Here is a 24,558-nt window from a genome sequence, read left to right on the forward strand (position 1 = left end):
ATAACGATGAAACTGACGTTATGCTCGAAGTGTTTCTCAGAAATCGAACCTCAGGCTTTGTATTGCCCTGAATGCGGTGCGGCGCAAACCGATGAGCCTGCAACTGAAGGAAGCGATTTAGTCGTTTATCCGGAAATTGCGCGAGCGAATCTCTTAAGAATGAAAGGAGATTCCATCGGAGCAGAAAAAGTCTGCATAAATATTTTGCGACGTTATCCCAATAACGCAACTGCCCACGTCTTGCTGGGAGATGTTTACTTCGATAAAGGAGACTTGAATCAAGCACTACAGTGGTACGAAATGGCAAAGGATTTATCTCCCGAAAATCCTTCTCTCGATTTGAAAATCGAAAGGGTAAAAAAATCTTTGAAAGAGCAAGAATCGAAGGTTGCCATTTCGGATTTGAAAGTCAAAGAAAATGCTCGAGCCACCTTTTGGTTTTATGGAATCGCAGTGGTCGCAATCATCGGATTGAGCGGTTTGGCTTATTACCTAGGGGTCGAGAGAACGAAAAAAAGTTCTGAAGAAGCATTCGCTACCTATACGCGTCCGATCGAAATACCGACCCCATCCACGAATAATCCCGCCCCTAAAGAACAAACTCCCCCCCCACAGCCGATAACACCCACGAACGCGATAGGAATGACCGCTCGTGAAAGCAACTTATTATCTACTATCTCCGCAGGTCTAAAAGACTCGCGATATCGAATTGCACACGTACAATTGGATTGGAAAGAAGCGAATGCTTATATAACACTTGCGGGAGCACAGGCAGACCAACAAAGCGACCAAATCACGCTCGTTACCACAGCAAAACTTGCGATGGATGCCGCATCAGAAATCACAGGTGCGAACGTACGCATCATAGACGAAACGACGAAAGAGAATCGTGCAACGGGCTGGGTCACGAGAAGCGCTTTACAAGCAGCGACTTCAGCAGAGGGAACTTCGCAATGGGCACAGGAAGTCCTTTCCGCTTCCACGCAGACGACATCGCAACCTTCCGGATAACGGGAAAACGAACAGGCACGATTTTGTGGGGGGGCTTTCCCGTCCCTAAGAACATTGATTTCCTTTTCGAAGGATCATTCTAAAACGCGGCTATCGGGTAAAACTGCCCTATGGCTTTCGGTCAGTTTCATCGTCTTTATCTTCTCTTTCTCTCTTGCATCCCTCTTTTGCTTTTCAATCCTCCGAATCAAATTGATTCGAATTCTCCCGCTCAGCCGATTTTGGGAATGCGCTATCCTGCAATCAGTCCAGACGCTTCGAAAATCGCTTTTCAATGGAGAGGGGACATCTGGGTCGTTCCCTCCTCGGGCGGAGTCGCCCGTCGTTTGACCGATCATGTCGAACTGGACACTCGCCCGATATGGAGCCCAGACGGAGAATGGATAGCATTCAGCAGCGACAGAAACGGTAATTTCGACATCTTCGCTCTACCCGTCAACGGGGGGGAAACTCGCCAAATCACCTACGCAGCGAACAACGAAATCGCATCGGATTGGTCTCCTGATGGAAAATGGATAACGTTCACGACCTCCAGAGACCGTCCCTTTACAGGAATCTTCGTCGTCAATGTACGCACTCTTCAATTCCGATTAATTGCAGAGGATTATTCCGGTTTCAGCAATCCCGTCTTCTCGCCGGATGGAAAAACAATCGTTGCGCAAAGATACGGTTTCCCATGGTTTCGCCCTCGCTATTTCGGTTCTGCTGCTGCGTCGTTGGTTCTCGTTGATTTCACGACCGGTAATTCGAAATTTTTCCGCCAAAATGGGTTTCAACACCTCTTCCCTAAATTCGACCCGTCTGGAGAAAATATTTATTGCGTGACTTGCGTCGAAAAAACACCGAGTTCTCGCAAATTGAACGAAAAGCCGACAAAATGGACAGATACTCCTCAAAGAACTCCGAATATTTGGCGAATTTCCAAAGAGGGTAAAGCGACGCAAATTACGAAATACGTTGGCGAAGCGATTCGATGGTTTTCCATAGCGAGAAACGGAACGATTGCATTCGAAAAAGACGGCGAACTCTTTTTGCTCGATAACGGAAAAACTACAAAGTTGCAAATCTTCGCAACGACCGATGCGAAAACCAACACCAAAGAGCGCCAAATTCTCACCACCGGAGTGCAAGATGCAGTCATAGCCCCCGATGAAAAAACTTTCGCCTTCGTCGCGAATTACGAACTCTGGACGGTGCCTTTAGAAAAAGGCGAGGGACGAAACAAAGACGACGCCATTCGACTTACGGATTATCCAGGCTACGATGCGGAAATCGATTGGTCGAAAGACGGAAAAACGCTGTACTTCGTAAGCGATAGGGAAAACAACCAGAGGCTTTACGCTTTGGACGTAAGCACGAAAAAAATCACACCGATTTGGACACGTAACGAAGACGTCACCCGTCCACGAGTTTCCCCTGACGGAAAATTTCTCGCGTTTTGGGTCGCGGGTCCAGAGGGGGGGCTTTATGTCTGGAACACGCAAGCGACGAACGAAGCGAAAAGACTCGCCCATTTCCCTGGTCCGCAATTTTTCGGAAACACTGCCGGGGAATTTTCCTGGTCGCCAGATAGCCGATGGATTGCATTTACAGCATTGCAAAAAGGTGGAACTCGCAATGTTTGGATTGTCTCCGTAGAAGGCGGAAATCCCGAGAACATCACGAAACGAAACGCCTATCACAGCGCCCTCGGTTGGTCTGCAGATGGAAAATATCTCTATTTCAATTCGAATCGCGCAAATAGTGGATTTTATTTGCTTCCACTTAAACCGGAAGGCGAAGCGCCGGGAGAAATAAAACTGAAATACGAAAAACCGAAAGATCCGATTCGAATAGAAATAGATTTTCGAGGAATCACTCTGCGTGCACGTCGCCTATTCGCGCAGCAGGCTGACGATAATGTCATCAGCAATCCCGAAAACGGAGACATTCTTTTTCTCGCAAACGGAAATCTTTGGAAAGCGAAATACGACGGCAAAGAAGTGAAACAACTCACAACGGGGGTTTCACGATTCACATTGAGTAAAGACGGCAAAGCGGTTTTCGCTTCGAAAGATGGTGGGCTTGCAAAAATCACATTGAGCGATAACCCGAAAATAGACAACATAGAATTTCGTGCAGAACTGATTCAAGACAGCAACTTGGTTCGAAAGGCAGCATTCACACAGTTTTGGCGAATGTATCATCGAGGATTCTATGACGGAAACTTTCATGGAAGAGATTGGACAGCGATTCGTAACCGTTACGAACCTCTTTTGCAAGGCGTCGGGCATCGAAGAGAATTCTCCGACCTATTGAACATGATGGTGGGGGAATTAGAATCCTCTCATAGTGAAGTAGGCACAGCACCGGGAGGAGTTTCCGGACCGAGCATGGCACTGCCCGGATTTTTGTTCGATTACTCTTATTCCGGTCCAGGTATACGAGTCGCCGGTTTTTACGAAAACGCACCTGCAACGTATTCGAAAACAGCAATCAAGCCCGGAGAATATGTTCTTGCAATCAACGGTACCGACGTTCGATTAGACGAAAAACTTTGGGAAGTTTTGAACAATCAAAACGGAAGAGACATAACGCTCACCGTGAACTCGGAACCCAAAAAAGAAGGAGCGCGAACAATAACTTATGGCGCGCTTTCACCCGGTGAATGGAGCGAGTTGCGCTATCGCCAATGGGTAGAAGCAAACCGCAGAAAAGTCGAAGAAAAAACACAAGGACAGGTGGGATACATCCATATCCGCGGCATGGGTGGAAACGACCGCACCCTTTTTTATGAAGAATTCATCGAGTTCAAACAAAACAAAAAGGCGATGATCATGGATGTGCGTTTCAATGGGGGGGGAAACATCGCGGATTCCCTTATAGACCTGCTCGAACGTCGCGTTCATGGATATTATCAGGTGCGCGATAGTTGGCTCGAACTCGCCCCGAACGATGAAGTTTGGGAAGGAATTACGGTGGTCTTAGCGAACGAACATAGTTACTCGAACGCGGAGATGTTTCCTTACGCGATGAAAGCGCGCAAACTCGCCAAACTCGTCGGAATGCCCACCCCGGGATACGTGATATGGACATGGGGGGGGAGATTGGTGGACGGTACGGGTATTCGAATGCCGATGGGAGCAGTTTATCGTTTGGATGGAACACCTATGGAGAATATGGGCGAGGAGCCCGATATCCGTGTGCCATGGACGAACGAAGACTTCATGAAGGGAAACGACCCCCAGCTCGACCGCGCCATCGAGGAAACACTGCGCGAAATAAAAAAATAGTTCTCAACGAAATTCGTTCTCGGATAATATACAAATAATGCGAGTCCTCGCAATTGATTTAGGCGCGTCGTCGGTAAGATTATTTGTTATTCGTCTCGAAGAAAAACTCCTTTTGAAAGAAATTTCCCGTTTCGAAACGCCGGTCATTACAGAAAACGGCTATTTACGATGGGATTTTCCGCGAATCCTTTCGAGCATAAAACCAAGTTTAGAAAATACGAAAACTATTTCCAGCATTGGAATAGACGCGTGGGGAGTGGACTTCGGTCTCGTAGATGAAAACGGAGAACTCGTAGCAAACCCGATTTCCTATCGCGACCATTCCCATCGGATCGGCGCAGACGAACTCAAAAATCGCCTCTCTCCAGAAAAACATTACTCCTTGACCGGCATACAACCCTTGCCTTTCAACACCGCCGCACAGTTATTAGCACGAAAATTGCGAAACGACACTGAAATTGAACGAGCACATTCTTTTTTATTGATTCCAGACCTCGTCGCCTCTTATTTAGGAGACGAAAAGAAAATTCCAACTTGCGAGATTACGAATGCATCCACGACGCAACTATTAGGATTGAACGGAAAATGGTGCGAAGACGCGGTAAAAGCATCCAGGCTCGATTCAATTTTTCTCCCAAAAATCGCTTTTCCAGGAACTTTGTTCGGTTCGATAAATAAAATTCCCATAATTCGTGTGGCATCGCACGATACAGCATCGGCTGTTTTTGCCATCCCTTCGAAAATTACGAACGCCGTTTATATCAGTTCGGGAACTTGGTCATTGGTCGGCACATTGATTCGAAATCCAATGGCGACCTTGGATGCGCTCGAAGCAGGGTTTACACACGAACGCGCATATGATGGCTCTTTTCGCTTTCTGAAAAACGTGATGGGTCTTTGGCTATTGCAGCGTTCGCAAGGAAAACTTTCTCATAAAGAATGCATTCGTTTAGCAGAATCCGCTCCTCCATGGGGACCCCGTTTCGACGTTAATCACCCTTCTCTTTTAAACCCGGTTGATATGCCTTCTGCAATTCGAAGCATCGCCGATTCCCCAATCGAAAATACAGCAGTTTTGTTTCGTGCGATTTTCGAAAACCTCGCTAAGGAATATGCGCAAACTATCGAAAAACTCCGCAAAATTACAAGTGTGCCAATCGAAAGCATTCACATCGTTGGTGGAGGCAGTCAAAATACACTTCTCAATCGAATGACCTCGGATGCAACGGGACTTCCGGTCTACGCTGGACCCATCGAGGCAACAGCGATAGGCAACGCCTTGGTCCAACTCCTCTATCATGGAAAAATCACCGAAGATGAAAAAGAGTCGTTAATTCGGAAATCCTTTCCTATCCAACTCTATGAACCGAAAAATACGGAAAAGTGGCGGGAATGGGCAGCAAAAACGCATTTTCACTGAACAGTCTTAAGTCTCAACCGTCAAATCATATCAAGTCGTGAGAGGAAAATCTAAGGGAGAATATAGAGACCGTGACCGAGCGTGAAAAAATCGCCCACCTCCTTCGCAGGTTCGGATTAGGCGCAAGCCTCGCCGAAGTGAATTTCTACGAGCCTTTTGGCTTAGACGGAACCATAGAAAGACTGATTGAATACCAAAAATACGACGAGGGGTTCGACATTTCTGCATGGGCTCTCGCCCCACAACAACAAGGAAATCTACCGAACCTACGACCGCCATCGGTAGCAGCATGGTGGGTTTTGCGAATGATGACGACTCAACGCCCCCTCCAAGAGAAACTCACTCTTTTTTGGCACGACCATTTCGCAATTAGTGCATCTAAAGTCGATCGTGGTTCTCTTATGTTGCAATACTTGGAAACCCTCCGTTCAGGGGCGAATGGGAACTTTTTGGACCTTCTCGTGAATGTCAGCAAAGACCCCGCTATGTTGCTTTGGTTAGACAACAACACGAATGTCAAAGGGCGTCCCAACGAAAACTACGCGCGTGAAGTTATGGAACTCTTCACGGTAGGAATCGGTAATTACACGGAAGAAGACATCCAAGAAGCAGCAAGAGCATTTACCGGTTGGAAATTCCGTCCTACTGTGAATCCAAGAAGAATAGATAAAGAACAACTGACAGAAATCCTCCGTAGTGGTCGTCCTCTCGTCGAATTTTATATTAATGAAAGAGAACACGACAGCGGAATGAAAAAAGTGCTCGGGAATGTAGGACCTTTCGGGGGGGAAGATATCTGCGGTATTCTCGCCGCTCGACCGGAAACGGCTCGTTATCTAACTACGAAACTCTGGGAATGGTTCGCTTACGAAAAACCAGAGCCGAAAGTTCAAGAACGATTGGCAAAAGCATATATGGACGGGAACTTCGAAATCAAAAAAGTGCTTTATGCCATCGTCGAATCCGAAGAGTTTTGGAGCCAAAAATGTGTGCGAAAGCAAGTTAAAAATCCTGTAGATTTCAGCATAGCCATTTGCAGGCAATTAGGAATCGGTCCCATGATTCTTGCAGGCTACGACAAAGGAAACGACCGCTTGAAAGAATTACCGAAGAATACTTTGGGGGGGTTACGTTTCATCGTACAATCGCTAAATAATCAAGGGATGTCTTTGCTTTACCCCCCCGACGTTGCAGGCTGGGACTGGGGAACCGCTTGGATTAGTTCCGCTACGATGGTCGAGAGGATTCGCTTTAGCGACCTGCTTTTCAATCGCGCATCGGGAACCTTGATTGCACAAAACGTCTCTGATGCCATTGCTGCATCTAAAATGCCAGAAAATTCACAAGAATTGACGAATCGTTTGCTCGAAATGTTCGATGCTGAAATCCCGTCCGAGCGAAAAAAGACACTCGTCTCTGCAGTCGAAGAAAGTGGAGGAGTGAGTGCTATAAACAACCCTCGGCAAGCATCGTTGCTTTTGAAGACTTTCTCCCGAGCTCTCTTTGCCGCTCCGGAGTTTCATTTCTGTTGAAATAGAACAATGTTGAGATAGAATAAAATAGAAGTGAGGTAATCGAAAAATGGCGAATGAATTAACGAGAAGAGACTTTCTGAAAAGTGGAGCAATCGTCGCTATCGGTGTCGTTACACCACCGTGGCTCGCAAAAATTGCCAAAGCGGACATCCTCGTTCAATCGAAGGGAGGAAAAATCGACCCCGATAACATTTTGGTCGTCTGCCAACTGAGCGGCGGCAACGATGGGCTCAATACCGTCATCCCTTGGTCGAATGCAAACTACTACAGTCTGCGTCCGACACTCGGGCTAAAAGAGGAATCCGTTTTGAAGGTGAACGAAGCATTGGGTTTTCATCCGGCAATGAACGCTTTCAAAGAACTCTTCGTCGCGGGGAGTGTAGCAGTCATTCAAAACGTCGGATATCCGAATCCTGACCGTTCCCATTTCAAAAGTATGGAAATTTGGCAAACCGCCAATCCGGACGGAAGAGAAACTTATGGATGGCTCGGTAAATATCTCGACCATCAAATGTCGAAAGGCAGCACGAATCCCGTGTTAGCACTGAGCTTAAGCCGACAGCGCCCCACCGCGTTGAAAGGAAAAGTCGCATCCGTTCCTTGTTTTGCCAGCCTTGCCGACATTTCGGCATTCGTAGGAGACCCCGATTCTGAAAAATTACTCCGCGACGTGCAAGGAATGGAAAGCGGAAAAGAAACAGCGACAGACGTCGTTCGAAAGGCGAACTTAACCGCACTCGATGCAATGTCAGAATTGGATCGTGCCCTCGACAAGTATCAATCGAATTTTCAATACGGAAACGACGAATTCGGGCAAGGCTTCAAACAAATTGCGCATTTGATAGCCGTTTCACCGAAAACGCGTGTTTTCTATCTTGCCGCTGGCGGATTCGATACACACAGTCAACAACCGTTACAGCATGAAAGACTCCTAAAAGGTTTCAGTGACGCATTGAACACTTTCATGCAAGAAATGAAAGCACTCGGCAAAGATAAAAAAGTGACGGTGATGGTGTTTAGCGAATTCGGTCGTCGTTGCGCAGAAAATGCCAGTCTGGGAACTGACCACGGCGCTGCCGCTCCGATGTTCGTAGCGGGGGGGCGTGTGAAAGGCGGTTTCGTAGGAGAAAATCCCGACTTGGTTAATTTAGACCGTGGTGACCTGAAATGGAAAATAGATTTTCGCCAAGTCTATTCCACGCTCATAGACCGATGGATGGGTGGCGACAGCGAAAGCCTCTTCGGCAAAAAATTCGAACACGTCCCCATCCTGTAAGGAATCGAATCGGATAATTTCAGAATCGGATATTTTCCGAAAAATAAATAATTTCGGGGCTGGAATCTTGCCAGCCCCGTTTTGCCATGGTCCCTATGCGCACTCTTTTATGCGCTCGCTCCTACCCAGTTAGTTTTCCCCCTCGCTAAGAGAAATCCTCCTGGGAGAAACGAACCATACATGCAGAAGGCGTTCTCGATAGTCGTTGAGCATGCAGATTGCTCTTGGCCCGAAGTGCTGGGCTACTTCAACGGCACTTTCCCAAGACTCTGGGTTCAACTTCCCATCTCGGCAGGCTTTCTCCTCGAAATTGAACCTCGGACAATCCGAACATCGCATTGCTTTTACCCTAAGAGACGATAGGATAGCAGGAAGAGATGCTCTAAGTCTCGATTCCATAGGTAAAATCGGTTTTTGAAATCCGGGAGGAATTAAATGGCAATATCCATACCCAAAATCGATCAGGAACAACTTCGATGTGAAATCCGCAAAGAATACGCCGATGTCGCTCGCAGCCCTAAAAAAGGATTTCATTTTCACACAGGTCTACCTCTTGCAGAAATTCTCGGGTATCCGAACGAATTCATAGACAAAATTCCTGCACGCTCTTTAGATTCGTTCGCAGGAACGGGAAATCCTTTCGCGCTCGGAGAAATAAAAGAAGGAATGAAAGTTGTAGACATCGGCTGTGGTGCAGGCTTCGATAGTCTGATTGCTTCCGTGAAAGTCGGAAAAAATGGACGAGTGATGGGAATTGACATGACTCCAGAAATGTTGGAGAAGGCTCGCGCGAGCGCTGAAGAAATGGGTCTCTCTAACATCGAGTTCATCGAAGGCTATGCAGAGGAGTTGCCTGTTCCGGATGGATGGGCGGATGTCGTCATTTCGAATGGCGTCGTCAATCTATGTCCGAACAAGCTCGGTGTGTTTCACGAAATGTATCGCGTTCTAAAAAAGGGGGGGCGCATTCAAATCGGCGATATCATCGTGCAAAAAGCAGTACCCGAAGACGCAAAAGAGTATATCGAATTATGGACTGGGTGAATCGCTGGCGCTCTGCTGGAAGCAGAGTTGAAAGAAATAGTCCAAACCGCTGGTTTCAGTGATTTCGAGATTACGTGGCGCGGTTCCGTCTTCGAGGATGCACCGCAAGAATCGTCCGCCAAAGAATTTGGCACACTCGGCATCAACTTTCGCGCATGGAAACGTAAATAGAAACGATATGCATGAGAGACGAGTATGAAAAAAAAGTTTGCGTTGCCACTCTTCTATTAGTCTATCAGAAGTCATTGGAACTTTCTATCCGCTACAAAAGTTCGATTTGCTCCAAAACAATCGAGCCGATGAAAATTGATTTTGACCTAGCATGAAAGCGCGTCTTATCCTCGTTGTCTCGATTTTAGCAGCGTTTCTCTTGGGAGGATATGTCCTCGACAGAATACGCTACCAGCGTGAAAGCAAACTATCTGGATTTTTCGAAAATCAACCAACACAACTTTCACCGAGACTCGACGGAAGAGTCATCGAAATACTCGTTGACGAAGGCGACGTCGTCGAACCAGGACAAGTGTTGCTGCGACTATCGAATGAAAGTTACGAAGCGATTACCAAAGCACAAGAACAAAAAGCAGAAGAAGCGAAAGAACAATATTTAAAAATTTTACACGGTCCTCGCATTGAAGAAATCGAAGCTCAACAAGCCGCCGTGCGACAAGCCGAATCCATCTACGAAAAACTCGTGAACGGTCCATTGCCAGAGGAAATCGAAGCCGCGCGCGCGAAACTCAAGGAAGCCGAAGCGCAGTACGAAAAACTCAAACGAGGTCCGCGAAAAGAAGAAATCGAGGCAGCCCACGCCGCTGCGAACCTCGCGTTGCAAAAGTTGCGACAAGCGGAACGCGGTCTGACCCAAGAAGAAAAAGAACAGTTGAGAGCACGTTTCGATGCAGCCGTGTCAGTAGAAACACTCGCTCATCGTGATTTCGAAAGAGCACAAAAACTCTATGACCAAGGTGCTATTTCGAAACAGCAGTACGATGCCGCGTTAGCAAATTACCAAACGGCGCAAGCAAAAAGACGCGAGGCGCAAGAAGCGTATGAAAGAGCCATACGCGGAACCCCCCCCGAAGAACTCGCACAAGCACGCGAAGCCTATCGCCAAGCAAAAGCGCAATACGAAATCCTTCTTCACGGTTTTCGCAAAGAAGATATCGAAGCAGCACGTCAACAGGTCAATTCAGCACGCGAGAAACTGAAATTACTTTTGCGAGGTACACGAAGAGAAGACATCCAAGCCGCTAAGGCGCAATTAGACCAGGCTCGAGCAAGACTCATCGAACTGCAACGTGGTAATCGCCCCGAAGACATCGCTATGGCAAAAGCCGCAGAAAAGCAAGCACGATTAAACGCATTGAGCGCAAAAGAAAACCTTCGAGAAATCGAGGTGCGCGCAACGTTCAAAGGTACAGTGGACCGCATATTCGTGGCTATTGGAGATGTCGTAAAAGCTGGAGAACCGGTGATTCAAGTCTCGAATCCTAACGACATCTGGCTTCGTGTTTATCTTCCAGAAAAAGAACTTTCGAAAGTATCCATCGGAGACGAAGCAATAATCGCTGTAGACGGAATCGAGGGGACAGTCCAGGGAAAAGTAGAAAGTATAGCAACGCGAGGCGAGTTCACTCCCATCAATTTGCAGGCACCGGAAGAACGAGGACGGCAAGTTTTCGCGATTCGATTGCGACTTGTGCGTCCTGATTCGAGAATTAAAGCGGGCATGTACGCAACGGTCAAGAGGGTCGGGAAGTGGCCGTAGAAATCGCAATTCGCGCGGACAATCTCACACGACGTTTCGGCTCTCTTACTGCCGTTGACCATGTCACTTTCGAAATTCAAAGAGGCACCATCTTCGGATTTTTAGGACCGAACGGCAGCGGTAAAAGCACATGCATTCGTATGCTGTGCGGAGTACTCGAACCTTCCGAAGGCAATGCGATAGTCAATGGCTTCGATGTCGTATCACAAACTGAAGAAGTCAAACGCTCGATAGGTTACATGAATCAAACCTACAGTTTATATAGAGATTTATCTGCTCGAGAAAATTTAGAATTTTTCGGAGGCGTTTATGGACTCCGTGGAGAACACTTGCAAAAAAGAATCACCGAAGTTGCCGACATCGTCGGATTGCACCGATACATGGAACAGCCGAGCGGAACGTTATCCGGAGGTTGGAAACAACGCTTAGCACTCGCTGCAGCATTGCTTCACGAACCCGATGTGCTTTTTCTCGATGAACCGACTGCGGGAATAGACCCAGTCGCTCGACGCTCCTTATGGAATTTGCTTTTTCATCTTGCATCTCAACAAAAAACTCTTTTCGTAAGTACGCATTATATGGATGAAGCGGAGCGATGCAGTCGAATCGGCTACATTTATATGTCGAAACTCATCCTGCTCGGCACTCCCGATGAAATCAAACGTCTCCCCGAAGTTTCTCCAGTAGGAACTCGAAGAGTGTCTGTAGAATCCGATAATCCGACGGAAACACTAAACGCATTCCGCAAAAAACCATTCGTGCATGACGCAACTCTTGTCGAATCCGATGTGCATTTGCTTATAGACGAATCGGTGACAGATGATGAAATATTAAAGTCAGTTCAAGGCATCCGCAGAGTACAGAGTGCTGAACCGAGCCTCGAAGATGTTTTCGTTGCAATAACGAAGAAGATGGCGGATTCATGAAAGGATTTTCGAGCGTCGTTTATAAAGAATTCATCCATTTGCAACGCGACCCGACGACGCTCATCGTAGCGCTCATCATGCCTCTCATACAACTCATCATCTTCGGTTATGCCGTCAACTTCGATGTGCGTCATATCGAAACCGTAGTCGTAAATTACGATAATAGTCGTGAAAGTCGTGAATTTCTCGCACGACTCGAAGCAAGTCAATATTTAGACATCGTTTCTTATGTAAGAACGCCGCAAGAAGCGACGGAAAGATTGCGAGAAGGTTCCGCGAAAGTCGCTGTGATAATCCCCCCCGGATTCGCGAGAATTCTCTCCGCCGGAGGCAACCCCAATATAGGAGTCTTAGTGGATGGTTCCGATGCGCAAGTTTCGATTCGCGCGCGCTTCGCAATCGTGAGCCCCCCCTCCGAACCGATTCCAGGAACTCCCGACGCGCGAGTAAACGTGCTTTTCAATCCTACGAGCCGCACTGCAGTTTTTATGGTCCCCGGTCTCATCGCGGTCATCATGCAAGTCGTTACGGTCGCTTTGACTGCCTTCAGCATCGTTCGAGAAAAAGAACAAGGCACTTTAGAACAGTTAATGGTTACTCCGGTCGGCCGTCTCGCTCTAATGCTCGGGAAATTGGTCCCTTACGCTGCGCTTGCAATGACAGAGTTAATCGTCATACTTACGATTTCGAACGTCGTTTTCGGCGTAAGCATTCATGGCAACGTTTTATGGCTTTTGCTGATGAGCATACCGTTCATTGCGTCTACACTCTCGATTGGATTGCTCATAAGCACTTTTGCGAACACACAAACACAAGCGCTTCAATTCTCCATGCTCTTTACGTTGCCTTCCGTTTTATTATCCGGCTACATTTCACCTCGCGAGACGATGCCCGGATGGCTCTACCTACTTTCTAATTTTCTTCCCGCTACGCATTACATGCAAATTACTCGTGGGATTATCGTCCGAGGGGCGGGGTTTTCTCATTTATTTCCGCACATGCTAATTCTGATTGCGATGGCATTAGTACTCATCACGATTGCTACAAAACGCTTCCGAAAAAGCATCGCGTAAGTTTCCTCCTGATGCAATTAATCATTGTCGAACGAAAACTTCTCGAGCGTCTCTTCCGAAAAGCCTGCGGAGCGAAGTTTATAAAGAGCCTTCCGAGAATCGAGCCCACGAACGAGTCTTTCTGCCCTTTCGTATTCGGGGGGAAGCCGGGCGATGGAACTCTCGATAGCCTCTTGCGGCGCTCCGCGCGCCATTAAAGTTTCGATAATTCTTTCATTCCCCCAGCCTTTGCTTTCGCTCCAAAGAAGGGCGAGGTGCTCTGCAAGACGCGCATCGTTCAAAAGTTTCTTCGCTCGCAAATCGTTTAGAGCGCTTTCTATTTCGGAAGGGGGGCAATTTTTTTCGAGACATCGCGTGCGAATCTCGTTTTCGAAACAACCCCTCGCGCGCAGCATTTTCAGCGCGATTCTCAAAGCACGCGTCATGTTCTTTTAAATCCCCCCCGTTAGCGGGGGGGATTTCCAACATTGATAACGCTACGTGGTTACCTCTTCTTCGAGTGAGCCGTCTAACTCGACTGCTGCAACAGAAGAACTGTAAATAGCAGCGGCTTTTGCACGCGCCGCTTCGCGTATCTTCTCTGCGATTTCCTCCAGCAATTGAGGATTCGCTTCGAGAAATGCACGCGCATTGTCGCGTCCTTGTCCCAACCGCAATTCACCGTAGTTGTAGAAAGTTCCTGCACGCGTCGTGATTCCGTATGTGGTCGCTGTGTCCAAAACGTCCGCCGCTTTCGAAATCCCTCTTCCGAAAAGGATGTCGAACTCGCAAGCCTTGAAAGGTGGCGCGACTTTGTTTTTGACGACCTTCACTTTCGTGCGAGCACCGATGGATTCAGCGCCGTCTTTTATCGTCTCCGCTCTGCGCACCTCGATGCGCACGGATGCCCAGAATTTCAGGGAGCGCCCCCCCGGCGTCGTTTCGGGATTCCCGAACATCACACCGATCTTTTCACGCAATTGATTGATGAAGATTACGGCAGTGTTCGTTTTGTTGATGTGACCGCCGAGTTTTCGCAACGCCTGCGACATCATGCGTGCCTGGATGCCCACGAAAGCATCACCCATTTCCCCTTCGATTTCCGCTTTGGGTACCAAAGCCGCCACCGAATCGAGCACTACGATGTCCACCGCTCCCGAGCGAATCACTGCATCCATGATTTCGAGCGCTTCCTCGCCAGTGGCTGGTTGTGAGATGTAAAGGCGGTCCACGTCTACTCCGAGCGCACGAGCGTACTCCACATCGAGAGCATGTTCTGCGTCTACGAAAAGTGCCAACCCACCGCGCTTTTGGGCTTCGGCGATGATGTGCAGCGCGAGGGTGGTCTTTCCAGAACTTTCCGAGCCGAAAAGTTCGGTGATTCTTCCTCTCGGGATACCGCCGACTCCCAAAGCGAGGTCGAGGCTAATCGAACCTGTGGGAATCGCTTCGACTCGTTCGGTGCTGGTCTCGCCGAGCCGCATAATCGCGCCTTTACCGAAGGACTTCTCGATTTGGGAGACCGCCATCTTGAGGGCTTGCTCTTTGGGAGATACGAGTTCTTCTTTGGTTTTTTTCATCTTGGGACTCTCTTGTACTTTACTCGAAGCCCCATTTCGACTTGTTGCCATTGTTCTCCTCCTTGGAGATTTAGATAGTAGACGCTATTCTACATGTCTATTTACGACTTGTCAAGGCCTCGGGAAAGTTTTTTTGTAAAAATTTTGAACCGAATGAAAAAAGTCGTTGTAGAATAAATAAAATTTATTTTTTCTTGTTTCGGAGGAAAGGCGATGCAGAAAAATGTTCTTTGTGTTTTCCGTGCCTATTTCTTGTGTGTTGGGGGAATAGGCATTTCTCTTTTTCCAGCGCTCTCATCAGGTCAATCTTTCTTCAAAGGACTTGGAGACCTCCCTGGTGGCAACTTTGAAAGTGTTGCATTAGGTGTATCGGCAGATGGCTCGGTGGTCGTCGGATACAGCAAGTCAGCGAACGGTCAGGAAGCATTTCGTTGGACGGAAGACACGGGAATGGTCGGGTTAGGAGACCTTCCTGGTAGTAGTTTTTATAGCGTAGCATCCGGAGCATCCGCTGATGGTTCGGTGATTGTTGGCTACGGCACTTCATCTAACGGACAAGAAGCGTTTCGTTGGACACAAACGGCCGGCATGGTTGGTTTAGGAGACCTTTCTGGTGGCGGTTTTTCCAGTACGGCTTCCGGTGTATCATGGGATGGCACGGTTGTTGTAGGTCAAGGCTACTCAGCGAACGGGTTTGAAGCGTTTCGGTGGACAGCAGCAACGGGAATGGTTGGTTTAGGAGACCTTCCTGGCGGTGGTTTTTCTAGCATAGCGCTCGCTGTGTCAGAAGATGGCTCAGTAATCGTCGGTTCTGGTTACTTAGGGAATGGGTTTGAAGCGTTTCGGTGGACGGAAACAACAGGAATGGTTGGTTTGGGGGATCTTCCTGGTGGCAATTTTTCCGAGGCATATGGTGTATCGGCAGATGGCTCGGTTGTTGTTGGTCGAGGCACATCAGCAAACGGTTATGAAGCCTTTCGTTGGACGTGGCTAGAAGGAATGGTTGGGTTAGGAGACCTTCCTGATGGCGGTTTTGATAGCAGGGCACACAGTGTATCAGGAGATGGTTCGGTGATTGTGGGTCAAGCCTTCTCATCGAACGGTTATGAAGCGTTTATTTGGGATTCCGTATATGGTATGCGGAGTGTCTCGGATTGGCTGAAAGCGAACGGTGTGTCCGTTCCTCCTGGTTGGGTTTTAGGCACTGCCTATGACGTTGCAGTGCATAATGGCTTTGCAATAGTAGTGGGTACGGGTTGGAATCCATCAGGTCAAACGGAAGCTTGGATTGCGAGGGTTCCCCTTTCTACGACACTTCAACCTGAAGCGTTTGTAATCGTGCGAGGAGAACTCGTTCAGGGGGGGTTGAACGAACTTCTCCTAAGCGACGATAAAAAACTCTTTATCAAACGTCCACGCAGCATAAGCCTTACTGGTGTGCAAATCATGCTCGACGTAAAAAGCCATTTCGAGGGAACGAATGTTACGAAGCTAGGATTTACCCTCGAAACAGCCTCTTCGGAAGGGGGGGCAAATCAGAAGGTTCTCTTCAAAAACTATCAAACAGGCACTTTCGAAGAAGTAGATTCGAGAACGGCGACATTTAGCGATTCTACTGCTCAAATCATAATTTCCGAAAATCCCTCTCGCTTCGTTCATCCTCAAACGGGCGAAGTGTACGCACGCATCGTTTGGACCAAAACAGGCTTTGTCCCCGCGAATTGGATGACCGCCGCAGACTTCGTAGCTTGGCAGATTTGGAGCCAATGATTTGCTTCACCTCCGTTTCTCTTTTGCTAAGGAATACACCATTGTGAATTAGAACGCCCGGTTTGCTTCGATTGAACGGGTGAACCTTCTCTCGTTCCCAAACTCCGTCTCGTTCCCAAACTTCGTTTCTCTCGTTCCCAAACTCCCTTTAGGAAACGCACATGTTATTTACGAGAAGCCGCAATCGCGCCTCACGGCGCTCCTACATTTCATTATTCGGTTCACCTGCGAGCGCTCCTACAATTTCATGTTCTAGCGGTTCCCCTTCAAGCGAAGCGAAGAGGGGAAACCTATAAGGAGGGGGTCAAAATAAAAAAAACCTATAAACTACATCCCCCCCTTTTTCATGCCTCAACTGCTTTTCATGCCTCAACAGCTCCTGCTGTTGAGGCTTTTCCCCTCATCACTCCGATATGGAAGAAAAAAACACAACGCATACATAGCATAAAAAGTTTTCCAGAAACCCCCTCCGTAGGGTTCCCCCTGCTTCGCAAGGGGAACCGGTTTTTCTTAGATACATGCGTTCCCAAACAGAGTTTGGGAACGAGAAAATGAAACTTCTTAGTTTTGGTTTTTGTAAAAAATGTTATTTCCTTTAAGCCCCCCCCTTGGTTCGCAAGGGGAGTCGCAAGTCTAAAGCCTCGCCATCATGCCCCAGCGACTTTCAGACGATTCAATGCGCGTTCTATCGCCGCTTGTGCGCGTACAATATTGACATCTTTTTCTTCGAGACGTTTTCTCGCGCGTTCTAAGGCTGCGCGAGCGCGTTCTATATCGATCTCTTCGGCTCTTTCTGCAGCGTCCGCGAGCACAATCACCCTATCGCCGCTCGCTTCCAAAAATCCCCCCGCAACTGCAACTTTCTGGTCGCGCCCCCCCGCATCTCGAAACTTCAGAGCACCGATTTTCAGTTGTGAGACGAAAGGTTCATGACCAGCGAGAATCCCGAAATAACCTTCTACACCCGGAGCCACGAGCGATTCCGCAACTTCGTCTACTACGATGCGATCCGGAGAAACTACGGAAAGTTGGAACATGGACATAAGAAACTAAACCGCCGCAGCCATCTTTTCTGCTTTGTCGTAAACGTCTTGCAAGCCTCCGCACATATAAAATGCCTGTTCGGGCAATTCATCTAATTTGCCGGAGAGGATTTCTTTGAAGGCTTTAACCGTTTCGCTAACAGGAACATATTTTCCCGGCATTCCCGTGAATTGCTCCGCAACGAAGTTCGGCTGACTCAAAAAGCGTTCGATTCGTCGAGCACGAGCGACGATTCGTTTATCTTCGTCAGAAAGTTCGTCGATTCCCAGAATCGCAATAATGTCTTGTAATTCGCGATAACGTTGCAAAACTTGTTGCACGTTCCGCGCGACTTCGTAATGCTCTTGACCGACGATGCGCGGGTCGAGGTTTTTCGAAGTGGATGCAAGGGGGTCTACTGCCGGATAGATTCCCTTTTCTGCAATTCGTCGCTCTAAGTACACATAAGCGTCGAGGTGGCTGAAGGTAGTTGCAGGCGCTGGGTCTGTCGGGTCGTCTGCTGGCACATAAATCGCCTGGACGGAGGTGATAGAGCCCAAATTCGTCGAGGTGATTCGTTCTTGCAATGCCCCCATCTCCGTTGCAAGGGTCGGCTGATATCCGACAGCGCTCGGCATTCTTCCTAAAAGTGCGGAAACTTCCGAACCAGCCTGAACGAATCTAAAAATATTATCAATGAATAAAAGGACATCGGCGCGTTTCACGTCTCGGAAATATTCCGCCATCGTCAATGCGGAAAGACCGACTCTCAAACGCGCACCGGGCGGCTCGTTCATCTGTCCGAAGACCATCGCCATTTTGTCAATTACTCGCAGTTCCCGCCCACTTGCATCTTTGAATTTGGTGTGCTGCATTTCGAGCCAAAGGTCGTTTCCTTCACGGGTTCTTTCACCTACACCAGCGAAGACCGATACACCGGCATGCTCTACAGCGATGTTGCGAATCAATTCTTGAATGAGAACCGTCTTGCCTAACCCCGCTCCGCCGAAAAGACCGATTTTTCCGCCTTTATTGAAAGGCACGAGGAGGTCAATGACCTTCAAACCCGTTTCGAGAATTTCAATTTTTACGTTTTGCTCTTGGAATTTCGGCGCTGGTTTATGAATGGGATGCCTCTCCGCGTCTGGAGGAATCGGTTCACCTTCATCAATTGGGTCACCGACGAGGTTGAAAACCCGTCCCAGGGTTACATCTCCAACGGGAACAGTGATAGGTCCACCCGTATCTACTGCTGGCATTCCTCGCACGAGCCCGTCCGTGGAGGATAAAGCCACGCATCGCACGATATCGTCGCCCATATGTTGAGCGACTTCGCAAGTGAGATTGATGCCACGTTTAGGGTCTTCGATTTTGATTGCGTTGTAAATCTCTGGAAGAGATTCAGCAGGGAAGCGGGCATCCACTACGGGTCCGAGTACTTGAATTACTTTTCCTGTTGCGGGCATAAAAAATTGCCTCCGTTTTCTCTAAATGGAATTTTTAGACACTCTAAAAATAGCGAATTTAAAACAATTCGAAAGCGGAATTATACCTATTCCCTAAAAAGACTTTTTCCCTAAAAGACTTTCTTTGGTGTTTCTGGTTTCGGATTCGCGTTATTTTTTCCGTTTCGTTTAGGAGAAGGCGTATACCCTGGAGTTATCTCTTCGGGGACATAGACTGCGCGTCCCACCGTATGCCATGGGTAAGCAGGGTTGTTGTCGAGTTGCCACGTGCCGCTGTCACCGTTTTCGTCATATTCACCGAAGATTAGTGCTATTCCTCTACCTTTCCAAATTGCTTGCATATCACCGCCGAACCATTGAAGGTACCGCCATTTTCCTTCGATGACGGCTCGTGGAAGGCGTCCGTTTTCATCACGCGCTCCGAACCATACCGTGCGTCCCATTCCCTGGAATTCCTTTCGAACCCGCCCTTGCAAATCTATCTTCCCCTCGAAATTCACGAGCATGAGGGTTCCCCGGAAGGTCATCTCGACCCGCCCTTCTCCTTCGAGGCGGAAACTGCCTAAACCTGCTTTCAGCCGTAAAGTTCCGTATTTCGGCTGCTCACGAGTCGGAGACGGGGACTGCCCGACAAGAAAACTAAAAGCAGCGAGCAGAAAGAGAAGAATTATTTTTCTCATGAAAAGATGACGAATCTATTTTACCGGACGCCGAGTGCTTTCAGGTTACACCAGCCATTTATACGGTCTAAAGTCGGTTGCCTTTGCTTTTTTCCGAGAATGCTTGTCCTGTGTGGAAAAGGCAGGAACGATAAATAGTTGGAGAAAAATCCCAGATTTTTCCAAAATATGACAACTGTCATAGAAGGCAATTTTGTAAGAGTAGATATTAAGAAAGGATTCCCAGGGATTCTTCGTAAAAACCCATACATAATCAAGAGCGCAGAAAACTTACAGAGAAGCGAATTACGGGGGGTTCCGGGAATCCAAAGGAGAATAAAAATGAGAAACTTGATTGCGATTTTCATTGTTGCCCTTATGGCAGTTTCCGCCCTTGCCCTTTCGGGGTATCTGAAGGTTTTTGTCAAAACGTATGAAATAAAGAAAGGCTCGGCATTGGACAAAGCGAAATGTTTAGTTTGCCACACAGATAAGGCTGGAAAGAAAGTCAACCGGTATGGCGCTGATTTGCAAAAAGCGCTTCGTGAGGCTGGCACTAAGACTTTGTCCGAAAAAATTCTTTCCCAGGTAGAAAATCTCGATTCGGATGGCGACGGAGTTAAAAATTTGGCAGAGATCAAAGGCGATACTCTCCCCGGCGATCCGAAGAGTAAATAAAAACCATTTTCGAAATTACATAACAAGGAGGTGTAAGTCAAGGTGCCTTTGTGCGGCTATGATATAAACCGTACGAACTCATTAGAGTTTGATTTCGCGAAGGCGCACATTTCCTATCGGGGGGGCACTACTTTTGTGGTTTGGTACATCCAACGAAGAAAACGAACTGATATTGGAACTCATCTTGAAATTTCTAAAAATTCGACTTTGATGCCCTGACCCCTCTCACGAAAAACGAGAAGGCGGTGAAACACCGCCTTCTCGCAAAAAAAACTGGAAGATTTAGTAAACATTAAAGAAATAGAAATATAGGTCGAATTGTCTTAAATGTTTCGTTAACTTTTCGAAAAACATGGGTTTGAAAAAATGAGACCGCAAGTATCGCGACTGTTAGTGCTTTTTGCTTTGCTTTTACTCGGTTTCATTTTTCTATGGACTTGGACGACTCCAGAAAGTTTCGGAGAATATGGCTTTTTCCGAGGAGATGCCCTAAAAGAAATTCAAGCGCAACCTCCTAAATTTGCAGGAAAACAAGCTTGCCTGGATTGTCATTCGGACTTGGAAGAAAGCACCCAGCATTTTCAAGTCGGAGTGAGTTGTGAAACCTGTCATGGTCCTGCATTGGAGCATGTAAAAGATTTCGAAAAATTCAAACCGTCTATTCCAGAGAAACGAGAATTTTGCGGAAGATGCCACGGAAAGAATATAGCGCGACCATCCGATTTTCCTCAGATTGATTTATCGGAACATAACCCATCGGAACCGTGCACCTCTTGCCATGCCATCCACGAATAAATCATGAACGAAGAAATAGAAAATAAAGAAGAGAAGAATACAATAACACGAGGGGAGTTTCTTGCATCCCTTTTCCGCTCGGTGCTTTTGATTGCACTCGGGGCTGTCGGCTGGAATTGGTGGGTGAGGGTTACACGGCGAATTGCGCATTGGAAACCTAAACTTCACGAATCAGGGTTTCCGAATTCACCATGGTATAGCATGGCGATAGATATTGAAGCATGCATCGGATGCGGATTGTGTGTGGATGCATGCTGTAAAGAAAATAATGTCCCCCCCGGTCATTTCCGAACGTGGGTTGAACGCTACATCGTCAAGATGGATGGCTCGGTCGTAATAACGTCTCCGAACGGAGGTCGCGATGGTTTTCCCCCCGACAATATCCCCGAAGAGCAAATAGCGAAAGCCTTCTACGTTCCAAAACTTTGCAATCAGTGTGACCAAACTCCCTGCACACAAGTATGCCCGGTGGGGGCTACATTCCAAACGCAAGACGGAGTCGTGTTAGTAGATAAAGATTGGTGCATCGGATGTCGCTACTGCATCCAAGCGTGTCCTTACGGTTCTCGTTTTTTCAATCCGCAAACGCAAACTGCCGATAAATGTACATTGTGCTATCACCGAATTAAAAAAGGTTTAGTTCCTGCATGCGTGGAGGTATGCCCTGTGCATGCCCGCATATTCGGTGACGTATCCGACCCTGAAAGTGAGATTTCTAAATTCATCAGAAAAAATCAAGTAATGGTTTTAAAACCTCATTTGCGCACTGGCGCAAAAGTCGCATACAAAGGGCTCAGCAAGGAGGTCGTATAACAAGATGTTTTTAGATTTCGCGAATGGCTTAGCGCAAGTTGCCGGCTCGAAAGGTTATGTATATCCTAACGAAGCAGAACTCCATTGGAGCATTCTTATCGTAATCTATCCGTATTTGACGGGACTCGTTGCAGGTGCCTTTATTCTCGCTTCGCTCGTTCGCGTTTTCAATGTAGAAGCCGTAAGACCGACTTACAGGCTTTCCTTACTTACTGCCTTAGCGTTTTTGATTGTTGCCCCCTTTCCGCTCATTGCACATTTAGGACATCCGGAACGAGCGTTCGAAATCATGATAACTCCACATTTGTCGTCGGCGATGGCGGTGTTCGGGTTCGTTTATTTATGGTATCTGATGGTGGTTCTGCTTCTCGAAATATGGTTCGATTATCGCAAAGATATCGTTCTTATCGCAAAATCTTCGAAAGGTTTCAAGAAAATATTTTATTCCATCTTGACACTCGGAGTTATGGATATCTCCGAAGATGCGCTTCGATTCGACGACAAGGCCGGAAGAATCATTACGATTATCGGAATTCCGTCTGCGATCTTACTGCATGGCTATGTCGGATTCATTTTTGGTTCTTTGAAAGCGAACCCATGGTGGTCGAGTGTTGCCATGCCGGTGATATTTTTACTTTCAGCGATTGTTTCCGGAGTAGCGTTGGTCACTGTTCTTTATTTCATTACCTCATGGTGGCGAAAACATCCTCTCGATATGAAGTGTCTCGACACTATGGGAAAATTCCTAATGTATGCTCTTATTGTCGATTTTGCTTCCGAACTCCTCGACGGTGTGCATCGCTTATACGAAGCAGGCGAATGGTTTAGTATCTTAACTCTTCTCGCTTCCGGGTATCTCTATCAGACGATTTTCATCATGCAGTTATTTTTGGGAACTTTAGTTCCCCTTGCTGCTTTGGCTTGGCTGCAATTCTTCCGTACTTCAGAACGAACTCGCAAAGGCGTATATTTCTTCGGAAGCATTCTCGTGCTTATCGGAGTATTTTTCATGCGTTGGAACGTCGTAATCGGTGGGCAACTTTTTTCGAAAAGCCTTCACGGGCTTACGACCTATAAATTAGAACTCGTGGGTCGTGAAGGAGGTGCAGTGGCAATGGTGATCATGTTGCTTCCGTTCCTTCTTCTTTGGATTCTCGCCCGAGTATTGCCGCCGTGGGAGACGACATCTCGACACGAGCCCACCTTAGCAAAGAACGTAGCATGATAACTCAGGTAGGATGTGAACTCGAGGAGGTGAAAACATGAGGAAACCGTTCATCGTTTGTGCAATGCTGTTTGGTTCGTTCTTTGCATCGGATGTAAAAGCGTCGTCTGAATTTTTGGATACGTTTTTAAAGAATTACAAATTGTCGGAATCTTCGAAACTGGCAGAACATTCGTGCGGAATTTGCCATGTTTCGGATTCTGATTTTACTATGAATCCGTATGGAAAACAATTGCGCGAAAAAATGGCGGCGGCCGGAGCCGATAGGGTTACTGAGGAAATTCTAAAAGAAGTAGAAAATTTAGATGCGGATGGCGATGGCGTCTCCAATCTCGAAGCGATTACTTCCGATAAATTACCTGGTGGGGAAGGCAAAGTCGCCGCTCCCACCGTCAAGCCCCCCCCAAAGCCTCTGATCCCTAAAAACGCTTTTCATCCTGCAGTCGTCCATTTTCCGATTGCTCTGTTTCTCGCTGCCCTCGTTCTCGATTTGTACGGGTTGATTCGCAAAGATAAAACCTTCCTCTTCGCTGGTTGGTACAACCTCCTTTTCGCCGCCATAAGCGCTGTCGTTGCATCACTCACGGGTGTTGCGGCAGGAGTCATGTTAAGAGTCCCTCTCCGAGGACTCATCGCTCAGCACATGGCTTATGCTCTTGCGGCTGCTTTCGTCATGTGGATGATGGTTGCGTTGCGTGTTCATCGCCATCAGAAAATGAACGTTCCCCTTCGAGTTCTCTACTTTGCCCTCGCAGTAGTAGGTCTCGTTACCCTCGTATGGGCTGGACACTTAGGAGGTGTTTACGTTTACGGGGAATAAATCACATTTATAGGCTAAAATTAAACAATCGATGAAAGGCGCAATCATAGCCGTAATAATCGCCCTTGCTGGAATTGGAGTAGGTATTTACTCATTCGTCGCTAATACGAGCCCCTATGTAACGGCAAAGGAAGCCTCGGCTATGCCAGGCGAATACGTCCATGTGGCAGGGAAAATACTGCACGAAACTGCGCAGTACGACATCGCGAATTCCCTTTTCCGATTCGAAATCGTGGACGATCAAGGGGATAAACTGCGCGTGATTTACAAAGGGCAAAAGCCAGGTAATTTCGACTCAGCACCCAAAGCCTCCGTTGCAGGGCGATTTATGGATGGCGCTTTTCAAGCAGACGAAATCAAAACACAGTGCCCCAGCAAATACGAAACGGATTCGACTTACAATCCCAAATAATCGTGCTTAA

At 47.6% G+C, this 24,558-nt stretch carries 22 protein-coding genes; 17 read left to right on the forward strand and 5 right to left on the reverse strand.

Annotation, left to right across the window (positions count from 1 at the left end; translation table 11 throughout):
• The first annotated feature begins 6 nt into the window (after positions 1-6).
• From VNK96_01675 to VNK96_01720, 10 genes are all read left to right on the forward strand, one after another.
• A complete protein-coding gene (locus tag VNK96_01675) occupies positions 7-1,011 on the forward strand; it encodes a tetratricopeptide repeat protein (protein HWP30424.1) in 1,005 nt (334 codons plus the stop codon).
• Positions 1,012-1,121: 110 nt separating this feature from the next.
• A complete protein-coding gene (locus VNK96_01680; protein ID HWP30425.1) occupies positions 1,122-4,283 on the forward strand; it encodes a S41 family peptidase in 3,162 nt (1,053 codons plus the stop codon).
• 37 nt (positions 4,284-4,320) lie between these two features.
• On the forward strand, positions 4,321-5,703 hold the full coding sequence (locus VNK96_01685; GenBank protein ID HWP30426.1) for an FGGY-family carbohydrate kinase: 1,383 nt from the start codon (positions 4,321-4,323) through the stop codon (positions 5,701-5,703).
• A 71-nt stretch (positions 5,704-5,774) separates the two neighbouring features.
• On the forward strand, positions 5,775-7,235 hold the full coding sequence (locus tag VNK96_01690) for a DUF1800 domain-containing protein (GenBank protein ID HWP30427.1): 1,461 nt from the start codon (positions 5,775-5,777) through the stop codon (positions 7,233-7,235).
• A gap of 49 nt (positions 7,236-7,284) precedes the next feature.
• The gene (locus VNK96_01695; GenBank protein HWP30428.1) at positions 7,285-8,514 is read left to right on the forward strand and encodes a DUF1501 domain-containing protein; all 1,230 of its coding nucleotides are present in this window, start codon (positions 7,285-7,287) and stop codon (positions 8,512-8,514) included.
• 435 nt (positions 8,515-8,949) lie between these two features.
• Positions 8,950-9,558, forward strand: a complete 609-nt coding sequence (locus tag VNK96_01700) for a methyltransferase domain-containing protein (GenBank protein HWP30429.1) — start codon at positions 8,950-8,952, stop codon at positions 9,556-9,558.
• Positions 9,559-9,585: 27 nt separating this feature from the next.
• Positions 9,586-9,729 carry a hypothetical protein gene (locus VNK96_01705; protein HWP30430.1) on the forward strand — a complete coding sequence of 48 codons (144 nt, stop codon included), beginning with the start codon at positions 9,586-9,588 and terminating at the stop codon, positions 9,727-9,729.
• 151 nt (positions 9,730-9,880) lie between these two features.
• On the forward strand, positions 9,881-11,329 hold the full coding sequence (locus VNK96_01710) for an HlyD family efflux transporter periplasmic adaptor subunit (protein ID HWP30431.1): 1,449 nt from the start codon (positions 9,881-9,883) through the stop codon (positions 11,327-11,329).
• On the forward strand, positions 11,320-12,255 hold the full coding sequence (locus tag VNK96_01715) for an ABC transporter ATP-binding protein (protein ID HWP30432.1): 936 nt from the start codon (positions 11,320-11,322) through the stop codon (positions 12,253-12,255). Before VNK96_01710 ends, VNK96_01715 begins: the two co-directional genes overlap by 10 nt.
• The gene (locus tag VNK96_01720; GenBank protein HWP30433.1) at positions 12,252-13,328 is read left to right on the forward strand and encodes an ABC transporter permease; all 1,077 of its coding nucleotides are present in this window, start codon (positions 12,252-12,254) and stop codon (positions 13,326-13,328) included. The genes VNK96_01715 and VNK96_01720 overlap by 4 nt, the downstream gene beginning before the upstream one ends.
• 17 nt (positions 13,329-13,345) lie before the next feature.
• Here the strand turns inward: VNK96_01720 and VNK96_01725 are convergent, their stop codons facing one another.
• Positions 13,346-13,753, reverse strand: a complete 408-nt coding sequence (locus VNK96_01725; protein ID HWP30434.1) for a RecX family transcriptional regulator — start codon at positions 13,751-13,753, stop codon at positions 13,346-13,348.
• Positions 13,754-13,804: 51 nt separating this feature from the next.
• On the reverse strand, positions 13,805-14,887 hold the full coding sequence (gene recA, locus VNK96_01730; protein HWP30435.1) for a recombinase RecA: 1,083 nt from the start codon (positions 14,885-14,887) through the stop codon (positions 13,805-13,807).
• A 213-nt stretch (positions 14,888-15,100) separates the two neighbouring features.
• Between recA and VNK96_01735 the strand changes: the two genes are divergently transcribed.
• Positions 15,101-16,657 carry a hypothetical protein gene (locus tag VNK96_01735; GenBank protein ID HWP30436.1) on the forward strand — a complete coding sequence of 519 codons (1,557 nt, stop codon included), beginning with the start codon at positions 15,101-15,103 and terminating at the stop codon, positions 16,655-16,657.
• Positions 16,658-17,304: 647 nt separating this feature from the next.
• Here the strand turns inward: VNK96_01735 and VNK96_01740 are convergent.
• From VNK96_01740 to VNK96_01750, 3 genes are all read right to left on the reverse strand, one after another.
• Positions 17,305-17,700, reverse strand: coding sequence for a F0F1 ATP synthase subunit epsilon (locus tag VNK96_01740; protein HWP30437.1), 396 nt, complete (start codon positions 17,698-17,700; stop codon positions 17,305-17,307).
• A 6-nt stretch (positions 17,701-17,706) separates the two neighbouring features.
• Complete coding sequence (gene atpD, locus VNK96_01745) at positions 17,707-19,146, reverse strand: F0F1 ATP synthase subunit beta (GenBank protein HWP30438.1); 1,440 nt, start codon at positions 19,144-19,146, stop codon at positions 17,707-17,709.
• A 110-nt stretch (positions 19,147-19,256) separates the two neighbouring features.
• Positions 19,257-19,826 (reverse strand): hypothetical protein, encoded by a 570-nt coding sequence (locus tag VNK96_01750; protein ID HWP30439.1) that lies wholly within the window; start codon positions 19,824-19,826, stop codon positions 19,257-19,259.
• A gap of 321 nt (positions 19,827-20,147) precedes the next feature.
• Between VNK96_01750 and VNK96_01755 the strand changes: the two genes are divergently transcribed.
• The 6 genes from VNK96_01755 (at position 20,148) to VNK96_01780 (ending at position 24,548) form a co-directional block, all read left to right on the forward strand.
• Positions 20,148-20,483 (forward strand): hypothetical protein, encoded by a 336-nt coding sequence (locus VNK96_01755; protein HWP30440.1) that lies wholly within the window; start codon positions 20,148-20,150, stop codon positions 20,481-20,483.
• Positions 20,484-20,849: 366 nt separating this feature from the next.
• Positions 20,850-21,278: a cytochrome c3 family protein gene (locus tag VNK96_01760; GenBank protein HWP30441.1), complete on the forward strand. Its 429-nt coding sequence runs from the start codon at positions 20,850-20,852 to the stop codon at positions 21,276-21,278.
• Between the two features lie 3 nt (positions 21,279-21,281).
• Entirely contained in the window at positions 21,282-22,091 is an 810-nt protein-coding gene (locus VNK96_01765) for a 4Fe-4S dicluster domain-containing protein (protein HWP30442.1), read from the forward strand.
• Positions 22,092-22,095: 4 nt separating this feature from the next.
• Complete coding sequence (gene nrfD, locus VNK96_01770) at positions 22,096-23,316, forward strand: NrfD/PsrC family molybdoenzyme membrane anchor subunit (protein HWP30443.1); 1,221 nt, start codon at positions 22,096-22,098, stop codon at positions 23,314-23,316.
• A gap of 37 nt (positions 23,317-23,353) precedes the next feature.
• Positions 23,354-24,136 carry a DUF2231 domain-containing protein gene (locus tag VNK96_01775; protein HWP30444.1) on the forward strand — a complete coding sequence of 261 codons (783 nt, stop codon included), beginning with the start codon at positions 23,354-23,356 and terminating at the stop codon, positions 24,134-24,136.
• A gap of 31 nt (positions 24,137-24,167) precedes the next feature.
• Entirely contained in the window at positions 24,168-24,548 is a 381-nt protein-coding gene (locus tag VNK96_01780; GenBank protein ID HWP30445.1) for a cytochrome c maturation protein CcmE, read from the forward strand.
• Positions 24,549-24,558 lie beyond the last annotated feature (10 nt).

Source organism: Fimbriimonadales bacterium (genome assembly GCA_035559795.1).
Classification (GTDB): Bacteria; Armatimonadota; Fimbriimonadia; order Fimbriimonadales; family ATM1; genus DATMAR01.

Coding starts and splice junctions, on each gene's coding strand:
- VNK96_01675 (HWP30424.1), top strand. CDS start 7: ATGAAACTGACGTTATGCTCGAAGTGTTTCTCAGAAATCGAACCTCAG.
- VNK96_01680 (HWP30425.1), top strand. CDS start 1,122: ATGGCTTTCGGTCAGTTTCATCGTCTTTATCTTCTCTTTCTCTCTTGC.
- VNK96_01685 (HWP30426.1), top strand. CDS start 4,321: ATGCGAGTCCTCGCAATTGATTTAGGCGCGTCGTCGGTAAGATTATTT.
- VNK96_01695 (HWP30428.1), top strand. CDS start 7,285: ATGGCGAATGAATTAACGAGAAGAGACTTTCTGAAAAGTGGAGCAATC.
- VNK96_01700 (HWP30429.1), top strand. CDS start 8,950: ATGGCAATATCCATACCCAAAATCGATCAGGAACAACTTCGATGTGAA.
- VNK96_01710 (HWP30431.1), top strand. CDS start 9,881: ATGAAAGCGCGTCTTATCCTCGTTGTCTCGATTTTAGCAGCGTTTCTC.
- VNK96_01720 (HWP30433.1), top strand. CDS start 12,252: ATGAAAGGATTTTCGAGCGTCGTTTATAAAGAATTCATCCATTTGCAA.
- VNK96_01725 (HWP30434.1), bottom strand. CDS start 13,753: ATGACGCGTGCTTTGAGAATCGCGCTGAAAATGCTGCGCGCGAGGGGT.
- recA (HWP30435.1), bottom strand. CDS start 14,887: ATGAAAAAAACCAAAGAAGAACTCGTATCTCCCAAAGAGCAAGCCCTC.
- VNK96_01735 (HWP30436.1), top strand. CDS start 15,101: ATGCAGAAAAATGTTCTTTGTGTTTTCCGTGCCTATTTCTTGTGTGTT.
- VNK96_01740 (HWP30437.1), bottom strand. CDS start 17,700: ATGTCCATGTTCCAACTTTCCGTAGTTTCTCCGGATCGCATCGTAGTA.
- atpD (HWP30438.1), bottom strand. CDS start 19,146: ATGCCCGCAACAGGAAAAGTAATTCAAGTACTCGGACCCGTAGTGGAT.
- VNK96_01750 (HWP30439.1), bottom strand. CDS start 19,826: ATGAGAAAAATAATTCTTCTCTTTCTGCTCGCTGCTTTTAGTTTTCTT.
- VNK96_01755 (HWP30440.1), top strand. CDS start 20,148: ATGAGAAACTTGATTGCGATTTTCATTGTTGCCCTTATGGCAGTTTCC.
- VNK96_01760 (HWP30441.1), top strand. CDS start 20,850: ATGAGACCGCAAGTATCGCGACTGTTAGTGCTTTTTGCTTTGCTTTTA.
- VNK96_01765 (HWP30442.1), top strand. CDS start 21,282: ATGAACGAAGAAATAGAAAATAAAGAAGAGAAGAATACAATAACACGA.
- nrfD (HWP30443.1), top strand. CDS start 22,096: ATGTTTTTAGATTTCGCGAATGGCTTAGCGCAAGTTGCCGGCTCGAAA.
- VNK96_01775 (HWP30444.1), top strand. CDS start 23,354: ATGAGGAAACCGTTCATCGTTTGTGCAATGCTGTTTGGTTCGTTCTTT.
- VNK96_01780 (HWP30445.1), top strand. CDS start 24,168: ATGAAAGGCGCAATCATAGCCGTAATAATCGCCCTTGCTGGAATTGGA.